The 24,012-nt window shown below is 75.3% G+C and carries 15 protein-coding genes; 9 read left to right on the top strand and 6 right to left on the bottom strand.

What is annotated here, in order from left to right:
- Positions 1-2 precede the first annotated feature (2 nt).
- The 3 genes from O7625_RS22020 to O7625_RS22010 all read left to right on the top strand — a co-directional run bounded on the left by O7625_RS22020 (position 3) and on the right by O7625_RS22010 (position 3,516).
- The gene (locus O7625_RS22020) at positions 3-1,610 is read left to right on the top strand and encodes an RICIN domain-containing protein (RefSeq protein WP_282341144.1); all 1,608 of its coding nucleotides are present in this window, start codon (positions 3-5) and stop codon (positions 1,608-1,610) included.
- A gap of 101 nt (positions 1,611-1,711) precedes the next feature.
- Entirely contained in the window at positions 1,712-2,692 is a 981-nt protein-coding gene (locus O7625_RS22015; RefSeq protein ID WP_067308334.1) for an ATP-binding cassette domain-containing protein, read from the top strand.
- Positions 2,689-3,516 carry an ABC transporter permease gene (locus tag O7625_RS22010; protein ID WP_282341141.1) on the top strand — a complete coding sequence of 276 codons (828 nt, stop codon included), beginning with the start codon at positions 2,689-2,691 and terminating at the stop codon, positions 3,514-3,516. The genes O7625_RS22015 and O7625_RS22010 overlap by 4 nt, the downstream gene beginning before the upstream one ends.
- Here the strand turns inward: O7625_RS22010 and O7625_RS22005 are convergent.
- Together O7625_RS22005 and O7625_RS22000 are read right to left on the bottom strand one after the other, a co-directional pair.
- Positions 3,476-6,700 (bottom strand): BTAD domain-containing putative transcriptional regulator, encoded by a 3,225-nt coding sequence (locus tag O7625_RS22005; RefSeq protein ID WP_282341139.1) that lies wholly within the window; start codon positions 6,698-6,700, stop codon positions 3,476-3,478. The genes O7625_RS22010 and O7625_RS22005 overlap by 41 nt on opposite strands.
- A gap of 49 nt (positions 6,701-6,749) precedes the next feature.
- Positions 6,750-7,952: a hypothetical protein gene (locus O7625_RS22000; RefSeq protein ID WP_282341137.1), complete on the bottom strand. Its 1,203-nt coding sequence runs from the start codon at positions 7,950-7,952 to the stop codon at positions 6,750-6,752.
- Between the two features lie 265 nt (positions 7,953-8,217).
- Between O7625_RS22000 and O7625_RS21995 the strand changes: the two genes are divergently transcribed.
- The 3 genes from O7625_RS21995 (at position 8,218) to O7625_RS21985 (ending at position 12,404) form a co-directional block, all read left to right on the top strand.
- The gene (locus tag O7625_RS21995) at positions 8,218-9,867 is read left to right on the top strand and encodes an ABC transporter ATP-binding protein (protein WP_282347050.1); all 1,650 of its coding nucleotides are present in this window, start codon (positions 8,218-8,220) and stop codon (positions 9,865-9,867) included.
- A 50-nt stretch (positions 9,868-9,917) separates the two neighbouring features.
- Positions 9,918-11,597 (top strand): ABC transporter ATP-binding protein, encoded by a 1,680-nt coding sequence (locus O7625_RS21990; RefSeq protein ID WP_282347048.1) that lies wholly within the window; start codon positions 9,918-9,920, stop codon positions 11,595-11,597.
- A gap of 63 nt (positions 11,598-11,660) precedes the next feature.
- Positions 11,661-12,404, top strand: coding sequence for a VOC family protein (locus O7625_RS21985; protein ID WP_282341135.1), 744 nt, complete (start codon positions 11,661-11,663; stop codon positions 12,402-12,404).
- Positions 12,405-12,494: 90 nt separating this feature from the next.
- On the opposite strand, the gene O7625_RS21980 is transcribed toward O7625_RS21985, so the two are convergent.
- Positions 12,495-12,794 carry an STAS domain-containing protein gene (locus tag O7625_RS21980; protein WP_282341133.1) on the bottom strand — a complete coding sequence of 100 codons (300 nt, stop codon included), beginning with the start codon at positions 12,792-12,794 and terminating at the stop codon, positions 12,495-12,497.
- Positions 12,791-16,918 (bottom strand): SpoIIE family protein phosphatase, encoded by a 4,128-nt coding sequence (locus O7625_RS21975; protein WP_282341131.1) that lies wholly within the window; start codon positions 16,916-16,918, stop codon positions 12,791-12,793. Before O7625_RS21975 ends, O7625_RS21980 begins: the two co-directional genes overlap by 4 nt.
- A gap of 366 nt (positions 16,919-17,284) precedes the next feature.
- Between O7625_RS21975 and O7625_RS21970 the strand changes: the two genes are divergently transcribed.
- Positions 17,285-18,301, top strand: coding sequence for a LacI family DNA-binding transcriptional regulator (locus tag O7625_RS21970; RefSeq protein WP_067308301.1), 1,017 nt, complete (start codon positions 17,285-17,287; stop codon positions 18,299-18,301).
- Positions 18,302-18,402: 101 nt separating this feature from the next.
- On the opposite strand, the gene O7625_RS21965 is transcribed toward O7625_RS21970, so the two are convergent.
- Together O7625_RS21965 and O7625_RS21960 are read right to left on the bottom strand one after the other, a co-directional pair.
- A complete protein-coding gene (locus tag O7625_RS21965; protein ID WP_282347047.1) occupies positions 18,403-19,053 on the bottom strand; it encodes a formylglycine-generating enzyme family protein in 651 nt (216 codons plus the stop codon).
- A gap of 179 nt (positions 19,054-19,232) precedes the next feature.
- Positions 19,233-20,891, bottom strand: a complete 1,659-nt coding sequence (locus O7625_RS21960; RefSeq protein WP_282341129.1) for an FAD-binding dehydrogenase — start codon at positions 20,889-20,891, stop codon at positions 19,233-19,235.
- A gap of 95 nt (positions 20,892-20,986) precedes the next feature.
- Between O7625_RS21960 and O7625_RS21955 the strand changes: the two genes are divergently transcribed.
- Positions 20,987-22,276, top strand: a complete 1,290-nt coding sequence (locus O7625_RS21955) for a helix-turn-helix domain-containing protein (RefSeq protein WP_282341127.1) — start codon at positions 20,987-20,989, stop codon at positions 22,274-22,276.
- 32 nt (positions 22,277-22,308) lie between these two features.
- Positions 22,309-23,946 carry a copper resistance protein CopC gene (locus O7625_RS21950; protein ID WP_282341126.1) on the top strand — a complete coding sequence of 546 codons (1,638 nt, stop codon included), beginning with the start codon at positions 22,309-22,311 and terminating at the stop codon, positions 23,944-23,946.
- Positions 23,947-24,012: the final 66 nt, after the last annotated feature.

The following is a 24,012-nucleotide window of genomic DNA, read 5'->3' as shown; positions in this document are numbered from 1 at the left end:
AGATGCCCCCTGCGACCCCCACCCGAGGTTCCCCCCGGCGGCCCGGCCTGCTGGCCGTCACCACCCTCGCCCTGGTCGCCGCCGCCACGACCGTCGCCCCACCGGCGGCCACCGCGGCCACCGTCGACACCGGGGCCAGCTACGTGCTCGTCAACCGCAACAGCGGCAAGGCGATGGACCTGTACGACTGGTCCACCGCCGACGGCGCCCCGGTCAAGCAGTACACCCGCAACGACCTCGCCGTGCAGCAGTGGCGGTTCGTCGACATGGGCAGCGGCTACTACCAGATCCGCTCGGCGCACAGCGGCAAGGTCCTCGAACTGCCCAACGCCCTCGACGGCACCCCGCTGGTGCAGAACCCGGCGGTCAGCGGCAACACCCGGCAGCACTTCCGGCTGGTCGACTCCGCGGGCGGCTACGTCCGGCTGCTCAACCGGCACTCCGGCAAGGCGCTGGACGTGTGGGAACGGTCCACCGCCGACGGCGCGACGATCTCGCAGTACCAGGACCTGGACGGCGCGAACCAGCAGTGGCAGCTGGCCCGGCTGGGCGGCACGGCCGACTGCGGCGGTGGCGCGTTCCAGGCCGAGGCGGTGCTCAGCGGCGGCACCTGGACGGTCCGCAACGGCGGGACGACCGTCCACACCGGCACCGACCTGCGGGCCGCCGTGCAGGCCGCGGTGAACAGCCTGACCGCCGGCCGGACCAGCAAGCAACGGGTGGTGGTCCGCGGCTCGGGCACGATGAGCGCCAACTCCCGCATCTCGCTGCCCAGCTACACCACCCTCGACGTGTGCGGCACCATCAACGTCACCGGCACCGGCTCCGGTGACCAGGCACCCGTCTACTCCCGGGGCACCACCCAGGTCGAGGTGCAGCACCTCACCCTCACCGGCACCCCGCTGTACGGGATCTTCCTGCGCAACGTCACCGACGTCGTGCTGGGGCAGCTCGACATGCGGCTCTCCGCCGGCCTCGGCGTCCGCATCGACAACCGGGGCGACACCAGCCAGTGGACCCGCAACGTGCGTATCGACAACGTGTACGTCTCGGGCGCCAGCTCACACGCCGTCGAGACATACGGCGTCGACGGGCTGACCGTGGGCACCGTCACCGCCCGCAACGTCGGTGAGTCCGGCCTGCTGCTCAACCAGACCATCAACGCCACCGTGTCCACGGTGGACGCCGAGAACGCCGGCACCGGCACCGGCTACGCCGCGTTCCGGATGGCCAACCGCAACGGCCGCATCGGCGACGGCTACCCGACCAACATCCGGGTCGGCACGGTCCGGGCCCGCGGCGGCGGCCGGGGCGTGTTCTGCGTCTCCGAGTCCGGCGGCGCGACGATCGACCGGGTCGACATCGCCAACACCGGCAACAACGCCGTGCTCATCGAGAACTGCTACGGCGTGAGCCTGGCCACCAACGGCGGCACGATCAGCGGCGGCGGCGAGGTACGGCTGGCCGAACGCGCCGAGTTCCCCGGCAACCGGGACCTCACCCTGCGCAACTTCACCCTGGTGAACAACCGCATCGTGGAGAACCCCTGCGCCGACAACCTGACCATCAGCAACGTCACCCTGACCAACGCGACCATCCAGCGCTGCTGACCCCACCGCCGCACGCCCGGGTGCCACCGCCGACGGTGGCACCCGGGCCGTGTCAGCGGCGTGTCAGCGCGGTGTCAGCCGGCCGGCGCACGCTGCACGGCATGACAACTGATCTGATGATCGAGGCCGAGGGTCTGGTCAAGACCTTCGGGCACACCCGGGCGTTGCAAGGGGTGGACCTCGCCGTGCCCCGGGGCACCGTGCTCGGGGTGCTCGGCCCGAACGGGGCCGGCAAGACCACCGCCGTCCGCATCCTGTCCACGCTGCTCACCCCGGACGCCGGCACCGCCCGGATCCACGGCCTCGACGTGGTACGCCAGGCCGAGCAGGTCCGGCAGTCCATCGGCCTCACCGGCCAGTACGCCTCGGTCGACGAGGACCTGACCGGGCGGCAGAACCTCGAGCTGTTCGGCGTGCTGCTGGAGCTCGGCCGGGCCGGTGCCCGGCGGCGGGCCACCGAGCTGCTCGAATGGTTCGACCTGACCGCCGCCGCGCACCGACCGGCCAAGACCTACTCCGGCGGGATGCGGCGGCGGTTGGACCTGGCCGCCAGCCTGGTCGGCTCACCAGAGGTGATCTTCCTGGACGAGCCGACCACCGGTCTCGACCCGGCCAAGCGCGAGGACATGTGGGACGTGGTCCGGTCGCTGGTCGCCGACGGGGCGACCGTGCTGCTCACCACGCAGTACCTGGAGGAGGCCGACGCGCTCGCCGACGCGATCACGGTGATCGACCACGGCCGGGTCATCGCGCACGACACCCCGGAGGGGCTCAAGCGGGTCGTCGGCGGGCAGACCCTGGAGGTCCGGCCGGCCGACCCGGCACACCTGGCCCCGACGGCGGCGATCCTGTCCGGGGTGGGCTCCGGCGCCTCCGCCGACGAGATCCGGCGCGGGGTGCTCGCGGTGCCGGTCGCCGACGACACCGCGCTGACCGAGAGCGTCGCCCGGCTGGCCGCCGCCGGCATCCCGGTCACCGAACTCTCGCTGCACCTGCCCAGCCTCGACGAGGTGTTCTTCACCCTGACCGGCCGGACCGCGGCCGACGACGACACCAGCGCCCGTACGGAGGTCGCCGCATGAGCACCCTGACCGGTACCCCGCCCAGGACCAACCCGCGACTGTCCAGGGCGGTGGCGAACCCGCGCCCGCTGCGCCTGCTGCGGCACTCGCTGGCGCTGGCCCAGCGCAGCCTGATCAAGACCTGGCGCACCCCCGAGGCGCTGATCGACGTCACCCTGCAACCGATGCTCTTCCTGGTCATCTTCGTCTACGTCTTCGGCGGCGCGGTCGCCGGCTCCACCCACGACTACCTGCAGTTCCTGCTGCCCGGCATCCTGGCGCAGACCATCGCCACCGGGTGCATCGCGATCGGGGTGAACCTCAACGCCGACATCGCCAAGGGCATCTTCGACCGGTTCCGGTCCCTGCCCGTCCCCCGTTCCGCGCCGCTGCTCGGGGCGGTGCTGGGCGACGTGGTGCGGTACGTGATCGTCACCGTGTCGACGCTGGGGATCGGCTACCTGATGGGCTTCCGGATCGAGTCCGACCCGCTGCGGGCCGTCGCCGGCTGCCTGCTCGCGGTGCTGTTCGCGCTCTGCCTGAGCTGGCTGCCGGTCTACGTGTCGATGAAGGTGCGTACCCCGGGCGCGGTGCAGGGACTGATGTTCGCGCTGATCATGCCGCTGAGTTTCGGATCCAACGTGTTCGTCGCCGCCGGCACCCTGCCGGGCTGGATGCAGGCCGTGGTGACGGTCAACCCGTTGACCCACCTGGTGACGGCGATGCGCGGGCTGTTCCTCGGCACCCCGGTCGGCGCCCACGTGTGGTGGACGCTGCTCTGGTGCGCCGGCTTCGTCGCGGTGTTCATGCCACTGGCGCTGCGTGCGTACCGCCGGAAGGTCTGACCCGGCCGAGCAGATCGTCCATCAGCTCGCGGACCCGGGTGACGGCCGCGCCGGGTGGGCGGGACCGCCACCCGGCCAGCATCGGCTCCCGCTGCTCCTCGTCGACGAGGGCGGCGGTGAGCCGTTCGCCGGTGCCGGACGGGAAGAACGTCGCCGAGTTGCTGCCCAGCCGGGTGCCGAGCACGAACAACTCCCGCGCGGTGTCGACGTCGGCACGGTGCGCGGCCAGCTCGGCCCCGCCCAGCGCCCACGTGCCGATCACCGGCAGGTCCCGGGAGGAGAGCGCCTCCCCGCCGGCCCGGACCAGCAGCCCGACCGCGTGGGCGTCGGCGGTCCACCCGGCGTCCGGCCGCACCTGGGCCACCCGCAGGTGGAACACCGCCACCGTGACCAGGAGCACCACCCGGGGCTGCGGCGGCGGACCGGTCCATCCGGCCAGCGCCCTGGTCACCGCGTCGGCGTGCCCGAGCACCTCGGCGTACCGGCCGCGTCGCCAGGCGAGCTGGGCCAGGCCCAGGCTCGCCTGCGCGGTGTCCAGCACCGCGCCCTGCCCCGGTGCCGCGGTCTCACCCAGCCGCCGCTCGGCGGCCGGGTCGCCGGCCAGGGCGAGCTGCACGTCCAGCAGCACCCGGATCGAGCGGGAGTCCTGGGTGGCGCCGATCAGGTCCATGTGGTGCACGCTGCGGGCCAGCCACGCGGTGGCCCGGCCGCCGTCGGACGCGGTGACGGCGTGCCCGATGGCCTGCGCCGCCATCGCCATCCCCCAGTGGTCGCCGGCCGCCTCGAAGCGGTGGTACGCCTGCTCCGCGTCGGCCGCGGACGCGTCCGGCAGACCACCGCTCTCCCGGATCGCGGCGCGGGCGAACAGCCCGAACCCCTGCACGTACGGGTCCGGATGGGCGATCAGCACGGCGGTCCCCGGCAGCGCCTCGCCCGCGTCGAACAGGGCGAGCGCGGGCAGCGCCGCGGCGAGCGCGATTGTCCGGGAGGAGACCTCGCCGGGCCGCTCCGCCAGCAGACGGCGCAGGGCCCGCTGGGCGAGCGCGGCGAGCCGGCGTGGACCACTGATGCCGGCGTTCACCGACACCAGCAGGCACGTCCAGGCGAGCCGGCCGGCGTCGGGCAGCGGCCGGCCGCTGGACCGCCCGGCCAGGATCGCCGAGCCGGTGCGACGGGCCGGGTCGTCCACGTGCAGCAGGCTTCCGGCCCACCCGGAGACCTCCACGTGCAGGCCCCGCACGGTCCAGAGGTGGAACAGCGCGGTGGCGACGTCCACGGCCGCCGGCTCGTCGTCGTGCCCGAGCGCCCCGCGCAGGCCGGCGATGAGGTTGTCCTGCTCGGCGGCGCACCGGGCGAAGGCGTCGAGCTGGCCGGGGCCGATGAACCGGTCGACGAAGCGGACCGCCTCCCGCCGCGCCCAGTCGACCAGGCCGGCCGTCGCCGCGTCCCGGTCACCGGCGGCGTCGAGGCGGGCCTCGCCGTACTCGCGGACGGTCTCCAGCATCCGGTAGCGGGGCGGACCCTCCCCCTCCACCAGGGTCAGCAGGGACTGCTCGACCAGCGTCGCCAGCCCACGTCGGACGTCGGCGGTCCCGGCGACGGCGGCGGCCAGCTCGGCGGTGAACGGGCCGGGGACGACCGCGAGCCGCTGGAGGAGGTGCCGGTCGGCGGGCGCGAGCAGCTCCCGGCTCCAGTCGACCATCGCCCACAGGCTCGCGTGCCGCTCGGGCAGTCCGCGCAGCGCGGCGTCGAGCAGCGCGAACCGGTCGGTCAGCCCGGCGAGCACGTCGTCGATCGGCATGTGCCGCAGCCGGGCGGCGGCCAGCTCCAGGGCCAACGGCAGGTTGTCCAGCCGGTGGCACAGCTCCAGCACCCGGACCGCGTCCCCGGTCAGGGCCGCGCCACCGGCGCGGGCCCGGGACTCGATCAGCTCCAGCGCGTCGGCGTCCGGCAGCATGGTCAGCCGGTGGACCCGCTCACCGACCAGACCCAGCGGGGCCCGGCTGGTCGCCAGCACGGCCACCTCCGGTGGGGTCACCGCGACCAGGTCGGCGACCACCGTCGCCACGGTGTCCAGCAGGTGCTCGCAGTTGTCCAGCACCACCAGACCGTCGAGGTCCGGCGCCAGCGCCCGCAGCCGTTCGCCGGGGCTGAGCACCCGACGTTCCCGACCCAGCGGGCCGCCTGCCGTCGTGGTGTCCGCCCCGCCCAGGGCCGCGAGCACGGTGGGCAGCACCTCCTCGGGTGCCCGCAGGCCGGCGAGTTCGATCACCCGGGCCGGTCGTCCGGCATCGGCCGTACGCCGCACCAGCTCGGCGGCGAGCCGGGTCTTCCCCGCGCCGCCGGTCGCCACGACGGTCACCAGGGCCGCCTCGGTCAGCGCCGCCTCCACCGCCTCGACGTCCCGCTCCCGACCGACCAGGGCCGTCCTCGGCCGGCGCCACGCGCCGGGCAGGGTGCTGCGCGGCACGGCGGCCGGGGTCGTACCGACGGCGGCGGGGGCGGCCAGCTCGCCGCGCAGCAACGACAGGTGGACCTGGGTGATCACCGGTGACGGATCGGTGCCGTACCGGTCGGCCAGTTCGGCACGGAGCCGTTCGATCACCTCCAGCGCCTCGGCGTCGCGCCCCTGGGCGGCGAGCACCCGGACCAGCAGGGCCGCCGACGGCTCGTCCGGCGGGGTACGCGCGACGAGCCGCCGCAGGTCCGTCTCGTCGTGCCGCCCCGCACCGGCCAGGGCGGCCTCGGCGCGCAGTGCGGTGACGTCGGCGAACAGCCGGGCGTGCTCCGTGGTGTCCAGCTCGGGGACCTCGGGGAACAGCGCGCGGGCCGCGTCGGCCGCCGTCCCCGCCGCCGGCACGTCACCGGCTCGCAGGTCGGCCCGCCCCCGCTCGACCAGGCTGTAGGCCCGTACCGCGTCGACGGTGACGTCCTCGGTGGGCAGCCGGTATCCGCCCGGTACGGCGACCACCGGCAGCCCGAGCCGGCGCACGCGGGACATCAGCGCCTGCACGGCACCGGTCGCGTCGTCGGGCGGCGTGCCGTCCCACACCGCGTCCACCAGCAGCGGGGTGGCGACCGCCCGGCCCCGGGCGTCGACCAGCGCGCGGACCACCGCGGCGAGCCGTTCACCCCGGACCGGCCGGCCGTCGACCGCGAGCGGGCCGAGGATCGTGATCTGCACGGGTCCAGCATCCCTCACCGGGAAGTCGGGCCGTCGCCCGTCCCCGGGGTCAACGCCCGGTGCGCCGCGCCCGGGCGGCACCGACCGACGCCACCAGCAGCAGACCGGCGACGATCACCCCGACCCCCAGCAGCAACGACCGGACCCCACCGGCGTCGGCCCGGTGACGACCGGCGTCGACTGCGCCCGGCGCGGGGGCGGACGACGACCCGGTGGCCGGCGCGGACGCGGCCGACACGGCGACGGACACGGACGGCACCGGCGACGCGGCTCCCCCGGGCAGGGCGTAACGCAGGACCGTCGGCCGGGTTCCGGCCGGCTGGCCGGCGGTCTCGGAGACGGTGAGCAACCACCGGCCGTCCCGGCTGTAGCTGACCGACTCGCCCTGCGGCTCGTCCGGCAGCGGGACCACCCGGGGCGGCGTGCCGCCGGTCAGCGCGGCCACCACGTCGCCGTCGGGGACGTCGAACTCGAACGCGTCGGCGTAGGTGCGCAGCACCACCCGACGGCCGTCCGGCGCGGTGGCCCCACCGGTGACCAGTCGACGGCCGAAGAACGAGTACGGGTTCGCGGTCGTGGTGGTCGGCAACCGGAGCTGCCCGGCCCGCCGCATCGGCACCGTCACACCGGCCCGGGGCGGCCCGGTCGGCACGTACACGCCGGCCTCCCCGCCCTGCTTGGTCACCACCACCGGCAGGCCGTCCCGGCCGAGCAGCAGCGCCTCCGCGTCGTGCGGGCCGTCGGGGTAGGACAACCGGTGCAGCACCGGTCGGCGGGAGCCGGGCGCGAGCCGCCACAGCGCCACCGTGGACCGGACCCGGTCGTTGTCGCCGATGTCCGCGACCCAGACCGTCCCGTCCGCACCGACCGCCAGGTCCTCGGTGTCGCGGGGGCGCGAGGGGTAGGGCACCGAACGCACCACCGCGCAGCGGGTGTCGAGGAAGAAGATCCGCCGTCGGGACGCCTCGTCGGCGCCGTCGTTGACCATCACGAACCCCGAGTCGGTGGCCACCATCCCGGAGATCTCGGTCAGCCGCTCGTCGCGTACCCGGCACGCCACGTCGGCAGCCGCGGCGCGGGCCGTGCCCGGCAGCGCCGCCGGGGCCGGAACCGGCAGCGCCGCCGAGACCACTGCCGCCGGGACCGGGGCCGGCAGGGCCGCCGGGGCCGGGACGACGGCGGGCACCACGAACGCGGCGAGCAGCCACGTCGACCAGCCGGCCCGCGCGGGCGCGCCCCCTCGCCGCGTCATCCACCCTCCCCCGTCGTGCCGGTGGCGGTTCTCCGCCGCCGGGGATCCGTCCACAGGGAGCTTGTCCGCTCGCCGGCCACCACGTCAACGCGGCGGGCGGGGCGGCCGGGGCCCCGGGTGCCGGCCGGACGGGCCGGCATGCCCGACGATCGATGGTTAGCCTGGGCCGGTGCCCCCACGACTACCCCACCCCGACCCCGGCAGCCCGGACACGGCGGGGCCGCTGCGGTACATCTGGTGGCTGGTCCGCTGCCAACCGGGGCGGGTGCTGCGCGGCGGGCTGATCGGCAGTGTCTGGATGGTGGGGCTCTCGGTGCGGCCCTTCCTGATCGCCCGGGCCATCGACGACGGGCTGCGCACCGGGGACACCGGGGCGCTGCTGCGCTGGTGCGCCGCGATCGTCGCGGCCGGGGCCGCGGTGGCCTGGGCGGGCATCCTGCGGCACCGGACGATGACCTACGTCCGGGAGGACGCCAGCGCCCGTTCGGCGGCGGTGCTGCTGCGGCAGCTCGCCCGGGTCGGCGCGGTGCTGCCCCGCCGGCTCGCCGCCGGTGACGTCGCCACCGTCGGCGGGTACGACATCGTGCGTACCTCGCAGGTGCTCACGCTGACCGGCCCGGGGGTGGGCGCGGTGCTGGCGTACGCGGTCGCCGCCGTGGTGCTCTGGTCGATCGACCCGCTGCTGGCGACGGTGACGCTGCTGGGGGTGCCGGCGGTCGCGTTGACCATCGGGCCGCTGCTGCGCCGGTTGGAGCGGGCCGAGTCGGTCTACCGGCAGCGGCAGGGCGAGCTGACCACCCGGGCCGACGACATCGTGGCCGGGCTGCGGGTGCTCGCCGGGGTGGGTGGTCGGCACCTGTTCGCCCGCCGGTACGTGGCGCGGTCGCGGCGGCTGCGGGCCGAGGGGTACCGGGTGGGCGCGGTGCTCAGCTGGGTCGACGCGCTGACCACCGTCGTCCCCGGGGCCTTCCTCGCCGCGGTGGTGTGGCTGGCCGCCCGGATGACCGCCGAGGGCACGCTCACCGTCGGGCAGCTGGTGGCCGTCTACGGCTACGTCGCGGTGCTCGTCGTGCCGGTCTGGTTCCTGTTGGAGGGCAGCTACCAGTTGATCCAGGGACGGGTCGCCGCCCGGCGGATCGTCGACCTGCTCCGGCTCGCCCCCGACCCGGTGGGTGGCCCGGTGGCCCACGCTGCCCCGACCGGTCCGGCCGAGCTGCACGACCCCGACACCGGATTGACGGTCAGGCCGGGCCGGTTGACCGGGGTCGCCGCCGACGACCCGGCCGAGGCGGTCGCCCTGGCCGACCGGCTGGGCCGGTACGTCCCCAGCGCGGTGACCTGGGGCGGGGTTCCGGTGACCGGGGTCGGGCTGGACGAGGTACGGGCCCGGATCCTGGTCGCCGACCACGACGGGTACCTCTTCGCCGGCACGCTGCGGGAGATCCTGGCCGGCCCGACCGGCGGGGCGGCCGACGACGCCCGGATCGGCGCGGCGCTGGACGTGGCGTCGGCCCGTGACCTCGCCGACGGCCTCCCCGCCGGCCTGGACACCCCGGTCGGCGACCGGGGCCGCACCCTGTCCGGGGGCCAGCGGCAACGGGTCCGGCTGGCCCGCGCCCTGCTCACCGAGCCGGAGGTGCTGATCCTGGTCGACCCGACGTCGGCGGTGGACGCGCACACCGAGGCGCGGGTGGCGCAGCGGCTGCGGCAGGCCCGCGCCGGCCGGACCACCGTGGTGCTGAGCACCTCGCCGGTGCTGCTCGGCCACGCCGACACGGTCGCCCACCTGCACGCCGGCCGGGTCACCGGCACCGGCCCGCACACCGCGCTGCTGGCCGACGACCCGGGTTACCGACGGCTGGTGTCCCGCGCGGGCGGCACGGACGACGAGCCGGTCGGGCGGCCGGTCCGGTGACGCGCCTTCCGGTCGCGGGTGTCCCCGTGGTACGCCGGGCCGCGCGGGACATGCTCGCCGGTGACCGGCGGGCGGTCGTCGTCGTGCTGGTGCTGCACTGCGCCGCCGCGCTCGCCGGGCTGGCCGCGCCGTGGCTGGTCGGTCGGATCGTCGACGAGATCGCCGCCGGCTCGGGCACCGGCACGGTGGACCGGTTGGCGCTCGCCATCGGCGGTTGCGTGCTGGCCCAGGGGCTGCTCTCCCGCTACGCCCAGTACGCCGGGCACCGGTTCGGTGAGCGGGCGGTGGCCCGGCTGCGCGAGGACTTCGTGACCCGGCTGCTCAGCCTGCCCGTCTCGGTGGTGGAGCACGCCGGCACCGGTGACCTGGCCACCCGGGGCTCGGTGGACGTGTCCACGGTGGGCACCATGCTGCGCGACGTGGTGCCGGTGCTGGTCATCACGGGAACCCACCTGGTGCTGCTGTTCGGCGCGGTGTTCCTGCTGGACCCGCTGCTCGGCCTGGTGGCGCTCACCGGGCTCCCGTCGATCCTGGCGGCGGTGCGCTGGTACCTGCGCCGGGCCACCCCGGCCTACCTGGCCGAGGGGGCCGCGACGGCGGAGCTGACCGAGGCGCTGACCACGACCGCCGAGGGCGCCCGTACCACCGAGGCGCTGCGGCTGGGCGGGGAGCGGATCGCCCACGGCACCCGACGCATCGGCGCGGTGTGGGCCACCCGCCGGGCCACCCTCGCCCTGCGGTCGGTGGTCTTTCCGGTGGTGGAGGGCAGCTATCCGATCCCGATCGCGGCCGTGCTGCTCACCGGGGGCGTCCTGCTGGCCCGGGGCCGGGTCAGCCTGGGTGAGGTGGTCGCCGCCACGCTCTACCTGCAACAGGCGATCGAGCCGCTGGACCGGCTGCTGCAGTGGGTGGAGCAGGCGCAGCGGGGCGTCGCCTCGTTCGCCCGGGTGCTCGGGGTCGGGCAGGTGCCACCCGAGCCGCGCGGCCGGGCCGCCGTGCCCGTCGGGCGCGCGGTGCAGGTGAGCGGGGCGACGTTCCGCTATCCGGACGGTCCGCAGGTGCTGCACGGCATCGACCTGACGGTCGCGCCGGGGGAACGGCTCGCGGTGGTCGGCCCGTCCGGGGCGGGCAAGTCCACCCTGGCCAGGCTGCTGGCCGGGATCGACGTGCCCGCCGAGGGAGAGGTACGCCTCGGCGGCGTCCCGGTCACCGACCTCGACCCGGCCGAGCGACGTCGGCGGATCGCCCTGGTCACCCAGGAGCACCACGTCTTCATCGGTTCGCTGCGGGACAACCTGGCGTTCGCCGCGCCGGGCGTCACCGACGACCGGATGCGGGCCGCGCTGGCCACGGTGGGCGCCGACTGGTACGCCGACCTGCCGGACGGTCTGGACACCCCGCTCGGTGCCGGGGTGCGGGACCTCGGCCCGGCCGAGGCCCAGCAGCTGGCACTGGCCCGGCTCGTCCTCGCCGACCCGGACATCCTCATCCTCGACGAGGCGACCGCCGCGCTGGATCCGACGACCGCCCGGCGGACCGAGCGGGCGCTCGGCGCGGTGCTGGCCGGGCGGACGGTCGTCGCCATCGCGCACCGGCTCGACACCGCGCACGACGCCGACCGGGTGGCGGTGCTGGACGACGGCCGGATCACCGAGGTGGGCCGGCACGACGAGCTGGTCGCCGCGGACGGCGGCTACGCCGCCCTCTGGCGCTCCTGGCACGGCCACTGACCCGCTCCCGCCGGCCGGCGTAATTGCCTTGTCGTCCCGCCGGCCCGTGTCTACCGTGCGGTGATGCTCTCCCGACCGTTGACGGTGACCTTCGACGCGCACGATCCGGTCCGCCTGGCGCGGTTCTGGGCCGGACTGCTCGACCGCGAGGTCGCCGCGGAGGCCGGCGGCGGCGCCTGCCTGCCCGGCACGGCCACCCAGCCCGGCCTCCGGTTCGTGCCGGGTGCCACCCGCAGGGCCGGGCCGAACCGGATGCACCTGCACCTGACCAGCACCGACCCCGACGACCAGCAGCGGCAGGTGGCGACCGCGCTGGATCTCGGCGGCACCCACCTCGACGTCGGGCAGCGGCCCGAGGAGCGGCACGTCGTGCTGGCCGATCCCGAGGGCAACGAGTTCTGCGTCATCGGGCCGGGCAACTCCTTCCTCGCCGGGTGCGGCCTGCTCGGCGAGATCGCCTGCGACGGCACCCGGGCGGTCGGCCTCTTCTGGAGCGCGGCGCTGGGCTGGCCGCTGGTGTGGGACCGGGACGAGGAGACCGCCGTCCAGTCGCCGGACGGTGGCACGAAGGTCGCCTGGGGCGGCCCGCCGGTGAACCCCAAGCGGGGGCGCAACCGGCAACGCTTCGACCTGGTGCCCGAGGGTGACCGGCAGGCGGCGGTCGATCGGCTGGTCGGCCTCGGGGCCACCCGGGTCGAGGTCGGCGCGGACGGCGTCGTCGTGCTGGCCGACCCGGACGGCAACGAATTCGGTGTGCTCCCCGGCTCAGGCCGGGACGGCAACGAGTCCGGTGTGCTCGCCGGCTGAGCCGGGACGGTCCGACGTCGGCTGTCGCAGCCGGCCCGCCGGGCGTACGGTCCGGCCGGCCCTTCGGTGCGGGGCGGTCGACCGGTCGGGTCAGTCCCGGATGGTCACCGTGGTGAGGTCGCGGAGACCGGAGATGGTCAGCACGCTGTCCAGCAACGGATTGGCCACTACCCGGAGCTGGTCGACGTGCGCGAACAACGCCGCGAGCGCCGCGCTGTCCAGGTACTCCACGGCGGTCAGGTCCACGGTCAGCCGGTGTCCGTCCACGACGGCGTCGGCGATCGCCGTCCGGAACAGGGCGGCGTTGCTCATGTCGATCTCGCCGACGACGGTCAGCACCGGGGCGCCGTCCGCCTGGAGGCCGGTGGCCAGGTCCAGAGGCGTGTTCATGCGGGGATCCTCGTGTGCAGCTCGACGGTGGTGCCGGTGTCGGTGGTCCGGATGTCGACGTGTGCCATCAACGCGCGCATCAGCTTGATGCCGCGTCCCCGTTCGTGATCGAGCTCGGGCACCTTCCACCGTCCCGAGTCGACCACCGTGACGAACAGGTCGGCGCCGGTGGCCACGGCGAGCAGCCGGATCAGGCCGGGGCGGGCGTCGCGGTGGCCGTGCTCGACCGCGTTGGCGCAGGCCTCGCCGGTGGCCACCAGCACGTCCTGGGCCAGGTGCGGATCGGCGCCGGTGCGCCGCAGCCACTGCCGCAGGGTGGAGCGCACCGGCGCCATCTGCGACCGGTCGGCGGGGAACGACAGCTCCAGCGGCGCCGGATGACGGTAGAGCAGCAGGGCGATGTCGTCGTAGCCGCCCTGCGGGGTCATCCGGCTCATCACCCGGTCGGCGAGCTGCTCCACGCCCACCGTGTGGTCCTCGCGGACGGCCGAGGCGGCCTGCGCGATCCCGGTGTCGAGCGACTGCCGGCGGCGCTCCACCAGACCGTCGGTGTAGAGCAGCAGCACGGCGCGGGGCGGGACGACGCTGGTGGCGTCGGGGCGTCCGCCCCGTGACGGGATGCCCAGCGGGCTGCCCCGCCCGCCGGCGAGCAGCTCGGTGCGGCCGTCGGGGTGGGTCAGGATCGCGGGCGGATGCCCGGCGCTGCTGTAGGTCAGCTTTCCGGTCTCCGGGTCGAGGATGCCGCAGAACACCGTGGTGCAGGCCGCTCCGGGCAGCATCCGGGCGAACCGGTCCAGCGCGGTGAGCACCTGCGCCGGGCTGGACGCCTCCAGCAGCAGCGCCCGGCAGGCACTGCGCAGTTGCCCCATCACCGCGGCGGCGGGCAGCCCCCGGCCGACGCAGTCGCCGACGACGATGCCGATCCGGCCGTCCGGCAGGTCCACCGCGTCGTACCAGTCGCCGCCGACCTCGAGCGGGCGGGTGGCCGGCTCGTAGCGGACGGCGAAGCCCTCGGGCAGGTCGGCCGGGCCGAGGATGGCGCGTTGCAGCGCGACCGCCACCGCGCGCTGCTGGTCGGCGGCGTGGGCGCGCTGCAACGCCTGGCCGAGCGCCCCGCACAGGAGCAGCAGCAGCATCTGGTCCTCGGTGCCGAAACCGCGCGCCGGGTCGAGTTCGAGCCAGATCACCAGTGGACCCTGCGGCGAGTCGACAGTGGTGCCGGCACCGGCCGGCCGGACGCCGGTGGCCGGGTCGATGGTCACCCGCAGCGCCGGCTGCGACCGGAGCCCGGTGATCGTGTCGCGGACCGGGCCGGGGAGCTGTGCCCAGTCGACGTCGGGGGTGGCGGTCAGGGTGGGTGCGCCGTCCGCCGCCCAGTGGGTGGCGAACACCCGGTGCGCCTGCCACAGGTGGCGCAGCTCCTCGACCCCGGCCTGGAGCACCTCGACGGTGCTGGCGGCCCGGGACAGCCGCTGGTTGAGCACGCTGAGGGCGGTCTCCCGCTGCACCGCGTACCGTTCGGCGGTGACGTCGCGGATGGTGCCGACGACCATCCGCCGGCCGTGGTCGTCGGTGACCGCGTTGAACGCGACGGCCGTCCAGAGCCGGTGCCCGTCGCGGTGTCGCAGCGGCACCACGAACGAGCCGTGCGTCACCGTCATGGCCTGGGCGAACGCGTCGGCCACCAGCCGGTTCGCCGACGGGTCGGCCGGGTCGTCGGGCCACCACGGGTAGCGGGGGCGGTAGGGCAGCCCCTCCGGGCCGTAGCCGAACAGGTCGGCGAAGGCGGTGTTCATCTCGACCAGGACACCCTCGGCGTCCAGGACGAAGAAGCCCTCCTGCAACGAGTTGATCATCGCGGCCCGCCAGGTGGCGTGGTGGTTGCGCAGCCGGGCCAGGTCGACGTTGGCGCGGACCCGGGCCAGGAGCTCCTCGGCGGAGAACGGCTTGACCAGGTAGTCGTCGGCGCCGGCCTCCAGCCCCTCGACGGCGGCCTCCTGACCCGCGCGGGCCGACAGCAGCAGCACCGGCACCCCCATGGTGCGGGGATCCGCGCGGAGCGCGGCGACCAGTTCGAGGCCGTCCAGGCCGGGCATCATCACGTCGCTGACGATCAGGTCCGGCAGGTCGGTGCGGGCGCGGGCCAGGGCGGCGTAGCCGTCGCCCACCGCGGTGACGTCGTAGCGGGAGCGCAGCAGCCGGTGCAGGTACTCCCGCATGTCCGCGTTGTCGTCGGCGACCAGCACCCGGGGGCGGTCCGGGCCGACGTCGTCGGACCGCGTCGGCTCCGGCAGCGGCCGGTGGTCGGTGCCGTCGGCGGGCAGCCAGCGCAGCGCCTCCCGGACGAACGGTTCGGCCGTGTCCGACGGCGCCGTGGATCCGGTGTCTCCGACGACGTGCTCGGCGGGCAGGTGGGCGACGCCGAACGGGATCCGCACGGTGAAGGTGGTGCCGACGTCCGGGGTGCTGTCCACGGCGATCGTGCCGCCGTGCAGGCCGACCAGTTCCCTGACCAGGGCCAGTCCGATCCCGCTGCCCTCGTGCGACCGGGACCGGGCCTGGGGCACCCGGTGGAACCGTTCGAACAGCCGGGGTATCTCGTCGGCCGACACGCCGATGCCGGTGTCGGCGACCTGCACGGTCGGCACGCCGTCGCGCTCGGCCACCGAGACCCGGATGCCGCCGTGGAAGGTGAACTTCAGGGCGTTGCTGAGCAGGTTGAGGACCACCTTCTCCCACATCGTCCGGTCGACGTGCACCGGGCCGGACAGCGGCGGGCAGTCCACGTCCAGGGTCAGGCCGGCGCGTTCGACCGCCGCCCGGAAGACACTGGCCAGCTCGGCGGTGAACCGGGCCAGGTCGACGGGCTCGTAGCTCGCCTGCATCCGGCCGGCCTCGATGCGGGAGAAGTCGAGCAGCGCGGTGACCAGCTTGCCCAACCGCAGCGCGTTGCGGTTGATCACCTCCAGCTCGTCGCGGACCTGCTCGTCCCGGTCGCCCAGCCGGGCGCGCAGCTCCTGCAACGGTCCGTTGATCAGGGTGAGCGGGGTGCGGAACTCGTGGCTGATGTTGGAGAAGAACGCCGTCTTCGCCCGGTCCAGCTCCACCAGTTCCTCGGCCCGCTGCTGCTGCACCTCGTAGGCCACCGCGCCGTTGATCAGGGCGGCGGTCTGCCGGGCCACCAGGTCGAGGAAGGTGCGGTAGCCCTCGTCGAGCGCCCGGCCGGCACTGGCGGCCAGCACGATGACGCCGATGTCCTCGGCACCGGTCTCGCCGTGCAGCGGCAGCACCACCGCCTCGGTGGGCGCGGTCTGCCAGCCGCCCGTGGGCAGCTCGCCGATCCGGGTGACGACGTCGGTGACGTGCGCCGGCTCACCGTCGGCGAGGACGTCGGCCACCGGCCACACCGCCGCGGTGTCCCCGGCGGCGGCCCGGTCGGCCTCGCCGGCCAGCGTGCTGGCGGCCAACCGCAGGGCACCGCCCGCGGTACGCAGGTGCACCGCCGCATACGGCACGTCCACCCCGGCCCGGCCGAGCGACGCGGCGACCAGCCCGCACGCCTCGTCCACGGTGCGGGCGGTGCCGGCCTGCGCGCCGAGGTCCTGCAGGGCGGCGAGCCGGCGCTGGCCGATCACCCGTTCGGTGGTGTCGCTCACCGCGGTGAAGACACCCCGTACCACGCCGTCGTCGTCGTGCAGCGGGCTGTAGGAGTACGTCCAGTAGGTCTCCTCCCAGTAGCCGTGCCGGTTCATCGGCAGCAGGAGGTCCTCCGACCAGGTCGCCTCGCCGGTCTCCACCACGCCGCGCAGCATCGGCCCGATGATGTGCCAGATCTCGGCCCACACCTGGTCACCCGGCTTGCCCAGCGCGGGATGCTTGCTGCCGAGCAGCGGGCCGTAGGCGTCGTTGTAGATGAACCGCAGCTCCGGCCCCCACCACACGATCATCGGGAAGCGGGAGGTCAGGCAGATCCGGGTGGCCGTGCGCAGGCTCGCCGGCCATCCGTCGACCGGGCCGAGGGAGGTGGCGGACCAGTCGACGGCGCGCATCCTCGCCGCCATCTCGCTGGTGCCGGTGAACACGGAACGCCACGCCTCGGCCATCGCCGTCCTGCCCTCCCGCACGTATCGCGCGTGGACGACCGCGTGTCCGCGGGTCGTCGCCGGCCACCGGCAGTGGTTCCCGCCGTTGCGGCCCAGCATGCCGTATCGGCGACCGGTGCCGAAATCCGGCACCTGCCGACCCGGCCCGGACCGCGCCGGGCACGGCTCCCGTCCGGTCGCCGGCGGCCGGGACGACGACGCCCGGCCGCCGGACGACCGTTTCGGGAAAGTTTCGGCTGCCGCACCCTCCGGTGGTACGCCCCGGCAGCGCGGGGCGGCGAACGGTGGTGGCGGACCGGCCGAAACGCCGAACCGGTCGGCCCGCCCCCGACTTCCGAAACTTTCGGGCTATGCTGCCCGCGGGCGTGTGACTGTGAGGAGACGGGCATGGCGGAAGACCGGGCGACGCTGTCGGAGATCGCGACGGCCGCGGGGGTGTCCGTCCCCACCGTCTCGAAGGTGCTCAACGGTCGCCCCGACGTCGCCCCGGCGACCCGACGGCGGATCCAGGACCTGCTCGACCGGCGGTCGTACACCGCCCGCCGGGCGCCCGCGATGCCCGGCGCCGCCGGCCTCATCGACCTGGTCTTCAAGGATCTCGGCAGCCCCTGGGCGATGCAGATCCTCGACGGCGTCGAGGAGCTGGCCTACCGGGCCGGGGTCGGGGTGGTCGTCTCCGCGGTACACGGCCGCAGCCGCAGTCGTCCCGACCGGCGGTGGATCGAGCAGCTCTCCAAACGCCGCTGCGACGGGGTGCTGCTCGTGCTCTCCGACCTCTCCCCCAGCCAGCAGGGGCAGCTCGACGAGCTCGGCATCCCGGTGGTCATCATCGACCCGGCCGGCCAGCCGGGCGCGGGCATCCCGTCGGTGGGCGCGACCAACTGGTCCGGTGGGGTGGCCGCCGCCGAGCACCTGCTCGACCTGGGCCACCACCGGATCGCCGTGATCGGCGGGCCGCCGACCGTGCCGTGCAGCCGCGCCCGGCTCGACGGGTACCGGGCCGCGATGAACGCCGCCAACCGCAAGATCCCCGCCGGGTACGTCCGGCACGGCGACTTCACCTCCCCCTCGGGGTACCGGGAGATGAACGCCCTGCTGGATCTCGCCCAGCCGCCCACCGCCGTGTTCGCCTGCGCCGACGAGATGGCGTTGGGCGCCTACGAGGCGTTGTACGAGCGCGGTGCCCGGGTGCCCGACGACATCAGCATCGTCGGCTTCGACGACCTCGACTCCGCCCGGTGGGCCGCCCCACCGCTGACCACCGTCCGCCAGCCGCTGGCCGAGATGGCCGGGATGGCGACCCGGATGCTGCTGTCGCTGGTCGCCGGCGAGGGACTGGACAGCCACCGGATCGAGCTGGCCACCCCGCTGATCGTGCGGCAGAGCACCCGCCGCCTGCCCTGATCCGCACCCGGGGCCGGACACACCTACGCCGCCGGGTCGCCGCTCCGGACGGACACGGCCCGGAGCGCCCGCGCCGGACGCACGCCGCGTCGTTCCGGGGGTCAGCGGGGCAGCGAGCGGGCCAGCCGGAAGCCGACGTCGTCGATCCGGAACGTCGGGTGGCTGCGGCGGCGTACCGAGGCCCGGCAGCTCCAGTGTTCGTCGAACCAGCCGCCCCCGCGCAGCACCCGGTAGCTGCCGTACACCTCGGCGTCGTAGACGTCCCAGCACCATTCCCAGACGTTGCCGAGCAGGTCGTACAGGCCCCACCGGTTGGGCTGGCGGTCACCCGCCGGGTGCAGCCGACCATCGGAGTTGCCCCGGTACCAGGCGATCTCGTCGAGCGGCCCGTAGCGCGGGCCGGTGGTGCCGGCCCGGCAGGCGTACTCCCACTCGGCTTCGGTGGGCAGCCGGTAGCCGTCGGCGGCCCGGTCCCAGTCGACGCCCTCACCGTCGTCGTGCAGCCGGTACGCGGGTGTCAGCCCCTCCTGCCGGGACAGCGCGACGCAGAAGCGCACCGCGTCCGACCAGGACACCCCCTCGACGGGCAGCCGGTCGCCCCGGGCGGTGCCCGGTCGCTCGCCGGTGACCCGGGCGTACCACCCCTGGGTGACCGGCACGACGCCCAGCCGGTACGCCGCCACCCCGACCGACCAGCGACGCTCGGTCCGCCGGTCGGACAGGGTCACCCTCCCGGCCGGGAGGGTGACCATCCCGGTCAGCGCGTCGTCGTCCACGACCGACGAGCGTAGTGAGTCCGGAGCCGGCCGCCGTCCGGCCCCGGTCGGGCGGACGACCGGGCCGGGGCCGCGACGAACAGGGGGACGCCACCAGCCGGGCCGTACAGGCGGAGCGAGCCGGGCCGGCACGGACGACCGGGCCGGGACGCCGGTCAGCCGGCCGCTGCCGCCGCGGCCCGGCCGGCGGTCCGGCCGGAGAAGAGGCAGCCGCCGAGGAAGGTGCCCTCCAGCGCGCTGTAGCCGTGCATGCCGCCGCCACCGAATCCGGCGACCTCACCGGCGGCGTACACCCCGCCCAGTGGTTCCCCGTCCGGGCGCAGCACCTGGGCGGACAGGTCGGTGTGCAGCCCGCCGAGGCTCTTGCGGGTGAGCACGTGCAGCTGCACCGCGATCAGCGGACCGGCCGCCGGGTCGAGCAGCCGGTGCGGGGTGGCGACCCGGATCAGCCGGTCGCCCCGGTAGCGACGGGCGCCCCGGATCGCGGTGAGCTGGGCGTCCTTTCCGAACGGGTGGGTGATCCCGCGGTCGCGCGCCTCGACCAGGGCGGTCAGCGCGGTGACGTCGAGCTGCGGACCGTCGGTCTCGGCGGCCAGCTTGTTCATCCCGTTGACCAGCTCCGGCAGGGTGTCCGCGACGACGAAGTCGGCCCCGTGCCGCTTGAACGCCTCCACCGGCCCGGGTGCGCCCGGCCGGACCCGCTGCAGCACCTGCCGGACGCTGCGGTTGGTCAGGTCCGGGTTCTGCTCCGAGCCCGACAGCGCGAACTCCTTCTCGATGATCTTCTGGGTGAGCAGGAACCAGCTGTAGTCGTGGCCGGTGGCCCGCAGGTGCCGCAGGGTGGCCAGGGTGTCGAAACCGGGGAACAGCGGGGCCGGCAGCCGGACCCCGGTGGCGTCGAGCCAGAGCGAGGACGGGCCGGGCAGGATGCGGATGCCGTGCTGGGGCCAGATCGGGTCCCAGTTGCGCAGCCCCTCGGTGTAGTGCCACATCCGGTCCGGGTTGATCACCTGCCCGCCGGCGGCCTCGGTGATGGCCAGCATCCGGCCGTCGACGTGGGCGGGCACCCCGGTGACCATCCGGGTCGGCGGGGTGCCGAGCCGGGCCGGCCAGGCCCGCCGGACGAGATCGTGGTTGCCGCCGATGCCGCCCGACGTGATGACCACCGCCTGCGCACCGTGGCTGAAGTCGCCGACGACCTCCCGGGAGCTGCTGCGTCCGCGCGGCGCGTCGTCGGGGGCGAGGACCGCGCCGCGTACCCCGGTGACCACGCCGCCGGTGGTGACGAGTTCGTCGACCCGGTGCCGGAACAACAGGGTCATCCGCCCCGCGGCGACGGCGGCGTGCACCCGCCGGGCGAACGGCTCGACCACGCCGGGACCGGTGCCCCAGGTGACGTGGAACCGGGGTACGGAGTTGCCGTGCCCGTGGGCCGCTCCCCCACCCCGTTCGGCCCAGCTCACCACGGGGAAGACCCGGTGCCCCAGCGACCGCAGCCAGGCCCGCTTCTCTCCGGCGGCGAAGTGCACGTACGCCTGTGCCCACTGGCGCGGCCAGTGGTCCTCCGGCCGGTCGAAGGCGGCGCTGCCGGTCCAGTCCTGCCAGGCCAGCTCGACCGAGTCGCGGATGCCCATCCGCCGCTGCTCGGGCGAGTCGACGAAGAAGAGCCCGCCGAACGACCAGTATGCCTGGCCACCGAGGTTCTCCGCCGACTCCTGGTCCAGCAGCAGCACGCGCCGGCCGGCGTCGGCGGCCTCGACGGCGGCGACCAGGCCGGCGAGACCGGCGCCGACCACGATGACATCCGTGTTCATGCGCCGACCCTACGAACGGGAATGCCAAAATGATCCGTCCCGGGGCGCAGTATTCGCCACCGGAATTGTCACCTGGATGACAAAGGAGGCCGACCGTGTCCGACACGTTGCTCGACATCGAGCCGGGCCTCGCCGGTCTTCCGCCCACCGTCGGCGACCACCTGCGGGGGCTGCGGGGGGCGCTGCACCTGCGGATCCTCGGCACCGTCCGGGCGGCGATGCGGGAGCAGGGCCGCTCGCTGACCGGCGCGCAGGGGCAGGGCCTGGCCCTGGGCGTGCGGACCGCCGTCGACACGTTCGTCGACGCGGTCGCCGAACCCGACCGGGCACTGGCCCCCACCCGGGCGGTGTTCCACACCCTGGGCCGCACCGAGTACCGCGAGGGGCACCGGGTCGACGCGCTCCGCGCCGTGCTGACCCTGGGCGCGCGGGACATCTGGGCGTTCCTGGTGGAGCAGGCCGCCGCCCCGGCCGCGACAGGCGGCACCCCGACCGGCCCGGACACCGGACGGGCGGGGACGGATGCCGGACGGGCGGGGACGGACGCCGGGCCGGCCCCCGCCGACCTGTACGTGATCGCCGGGGCGCTGTTCGGCTACGCCGACGCGCTGGCCGGCGCCGCCGCCGAGGGGTTCCTCGACGAGCAGCGGGACACCGCCCAGGACTGGGCCACCCTCCGACGCCGCCTGGTCACCCTGCTCGTGCAGCCCGACCCGCCGGCCGAGGAGGTGCTGCGCGCCGCCGCCGAGGCGGCCCGCTGGCCGTTGCCGGCCACCGTGGCGGTGGTCAGTGTGCACGGCACCGATGCCGAGCACCTGGCCCGCGTCGTCGGCGCGGGCACGGTCGCCACCGTCATCGGTGACGCCGTACGGCTGGTGCTGCCCGAACCGCGTACCCCCGGCCGGCTCGACCAGGCCCGGCAGGCGCTGGCCGGGCGGCGGGCCGCGGTCGGTCCGGCGGTGGCGCGGCACCGGGCCCGGCTGTCGTACCGGCTGTCCCGCCGGGCGTTGACCCTGCACCAGCAGGGCGCGCTCGGCCCGGATCCGGTGCTGTCCTGCGACGACCACCTGCTCACCCTGCTCACCGACTGGGAGCCCGGCCTGGCCGGACACCTCGCCGACACGGTGCTGGCCCCGCTGGCCGGGCTCCGGCCGACCACCCGACGGACCCTGGCGCAGACCCTGCACGGCTGGCTGCGCCGGCAGGGGCAGGTGGTCGCGGTCGCCGAGGACCTGCACACCCACCCGCAGACGATCCGGTACCGGATGCGCCAGCTCCGCGCCCTGTTCGGCCCGGCGCTGGACGATCCGGACGCCCGCCTCGTGCTGGCGCTGGCCCTGCGCTCCCGGCCGACCAGCGGCGCAGATCATTCCGACGCCGGTTGAACCATGTGATCATCGAATCCGAACCACTGGGTGTGCGTACCACCCGTTCCGCCGTGCTGCTGGGGTTGCTCCTCGCGCTGCTGTCCGTACCGCTGACCCCGGCGACGCCGGCCGCCGCCCACGCCGCGCTGGTAGCCACCAGCCCGGTCCGGGACGCGGTGATCGGTGCCCCGCCCGCGGAGGTGGTGCTGGTCTTCAGCGAATCGGTCTCCCCGGTCGTCGGCCGGGTGCAGGTGCTCGGCCCGGACGGACGGCGGGTCACCGCCGGGGATCCGGTCGCGCAGGGCGCCACCCTGCGGATCCCGGTGCGGGTGCCGGACCGGCCGCTCGGGACCTACCTGGTCAGTTACCGGGTGATCTCGGCCGACAGCCACCCGGTCGCCGGGAGTTTCGCCTACTCCGCCGGTGCGCCGTCGGCGACGCCACCGGAGCCGGTCGTCGTGGACGAGCGGCCCGCCGGGGCGCTGACCCCGGCCGCCCGGTTCGTCGGCTACCTGGGGCTGGTGCTGGTGGCCGGTCCCGTGCTGCTCGGCGCGGCGGGGTGGCCCCGCCGTCGCCGTCGGCGGGCGGTGACCGCCACCGGGCAGGTCGGGCTGGCCCTGGTGGCGGCCGGCACCGTCGGCACGTGGGTGGCCCAGGCCGCGGACATGGTGGGGGTGCCGGTCGGCGCTCTGGCCCGGGGCGACCTGACGGCGGTGGCGGGCAGCGACGTCGGGCCGGTGCTCGGTGCCCGGCTGGCGCTGGTCGGGCTCGCTGCCGTGCTGTTGCCGGCGGTGGCCGGCGGCCGGGGCGGTCGGGGCCGGCGGGCGGCGCTGGCGGTGGTGGCCCTGGCCGGGCTGCTCACCTGGCCGCTGGCCGGGCACCCGGTGGCGTCCCCGCTGCCGCCGGTGAGCATCCTGGCCGACGTGGTGCACCTGGCCGGGATGAGCGTGTGGCTGGGTGGGCTGTTCGTCCTGGCGGTGTTCGTGCTGCCCGGCACCCACCGGCGGGTGCTGGCCCGGATCCTGCCGGCCTGGTCGCGGTGGGCGGCCATCGCGGTGGGGTGGCTGGTCGCCTCCGGGGTGGGGCAGGCCGCGATCGAACTCGGCCGGCCCGGCGCGCTGTTCGGCACCACGTACGGTCGGCTGCTCTGCGCGAAGGCGGCCCTGCTCGCCGCCGTGCTCGTCGTCGCGGCCTGGCAGCGGCGGCTGGTGCGCGGCGGCCGGGCCGCCGACCGGCCCGGCCGGGTCGCGCGGGCCGCCGGGGTGGAACTCGCCGCCACCGCGGTGGTGCTGGCGCTGACCGCCGTGCTGGTGCAGACCCCGCCCGGCCGGACCGCCGACGCCCAGGCCGCCCGGGCCAGCCGGGAGGGCGTCGCCCAGACCCTCACCAGCGGCTACTACACCCTCCAGTTCGACGTCTATCCGGTCCGGGTGGGCGTACCGAACTCGTTGCACGCCTACGTCTACACCCCGCAGGGGCAGCCGTTGCCGGTGGTCCAGTGGACGGTCAGCCTAGCCCTGCCGGCCGCCGGGATCGAGCCGATGGTCGTGCCGGTGGAGAGCCCCGAGCCGCACCACGGCAGTGCGGAGATCAGCCTGCCGGCGCGCGGCGACTGGACGATCCGGTTCACGGTCCGGACCAGCGAGGTCGACCAGGCCACCGTCACCGCCACCGTGCCGGTCGGCTGACCGGCACCGACCGGCCGGGGTACGGGGTGCTGGGGCCACCGGCCGTTACCGACCACCGGGCTGATC

The sequence above is a fragment of the Micromonospora sp. WMMD714 genome (genome assembly GCF_029581315.1).
Taxonomy (GTDB): Bacteria; Actinomycetota; Actinomycetes; order Mycobacteriales; family Micromonosporaceae; genus Micromonospora; species Micromonospora rifamycinica.
This window is presented reverse-complemented; position numbering and strand designations above follow the sequence as displayed.

What these genes read in the sequence shown, in the direction of transcription:
- O7625_RS22015 (WP_067308334.1), top strand. Translation starts at nt 1,712, where the DNA reads ATGACAACTGATCTGATGATCGAGGCCGAGGGTCTGGTCAAGACCTTC.
- O7625_RS21980 (WP_282341133.1), bottom strand. Translation starts at nt 12,794, where the DNA reads ATGAACACGCCTCTGGACCTGGCCACCGGCCTCCAGGCGGACGGCGCC.
- O7625_RS22020 (WP_282341144.1), top strand. Translation starts at nt 3, where the DNA reads ATGCCCCCTGCGACCCCCACCCGAGGTTCCCCCCGGCGGCCCGGCCTG.
- O7625_RS22000 (WP_282341137.1), bottom strand. Translation starts at nt 7,952, where the DNA reads ATGACGCGGCGAGGGGGCGCGCCCGCGCGGGCCGGCTGGTCGACGTGG.
- O7625_RS21985 (WP_282341135.1), top strand. Translation starts at nt 11,661, where the DNA reads ATGCTCTCCCGACCGTTGACGGTGACCTTCGACGCGCACGATCCGGTC.
- O7625_RS21990 (WP_282347048.1), top strand. Translation starts at nt 9,918, where the DNA reads ATGCTCGCCGGTGACCGGCGGGCGGTCGTCGTCGTGCTGGTGCTGCAC.
- O7625_RS21970 (WP_067308301.1), top strand. Translation starts at nt 17,285, where the DNA reads ATGGCGGAAGACCGGGCGACGCTGTCGGAGATCGCGACGGCCGCGGGG.
- O7625_RS21960 (WP_282341129.1), bottom strand. Translation starts at nt 20,891, where the DNA reads ATGAACACGGATGTCATCGTGGTCGGCGCCGGTCTCGCCGGCCTGGTC.
- O7625_RS22010 (WP_282341141.1), top strand. Translation starts at nt 2,689, where the DNA reads ATGAGCACCCTGACCGGTACCCCGCCCAGGACCAACCCGCGACTGTCC.
- O7625_RS21965 (WP_282347047.1), bottom strand. Translation starts at nt 19,053, where the DNA reads ATGGTCACCCTCCCGGCCGGGAGGGTGACCCTGTCCGACCGGCGGACC.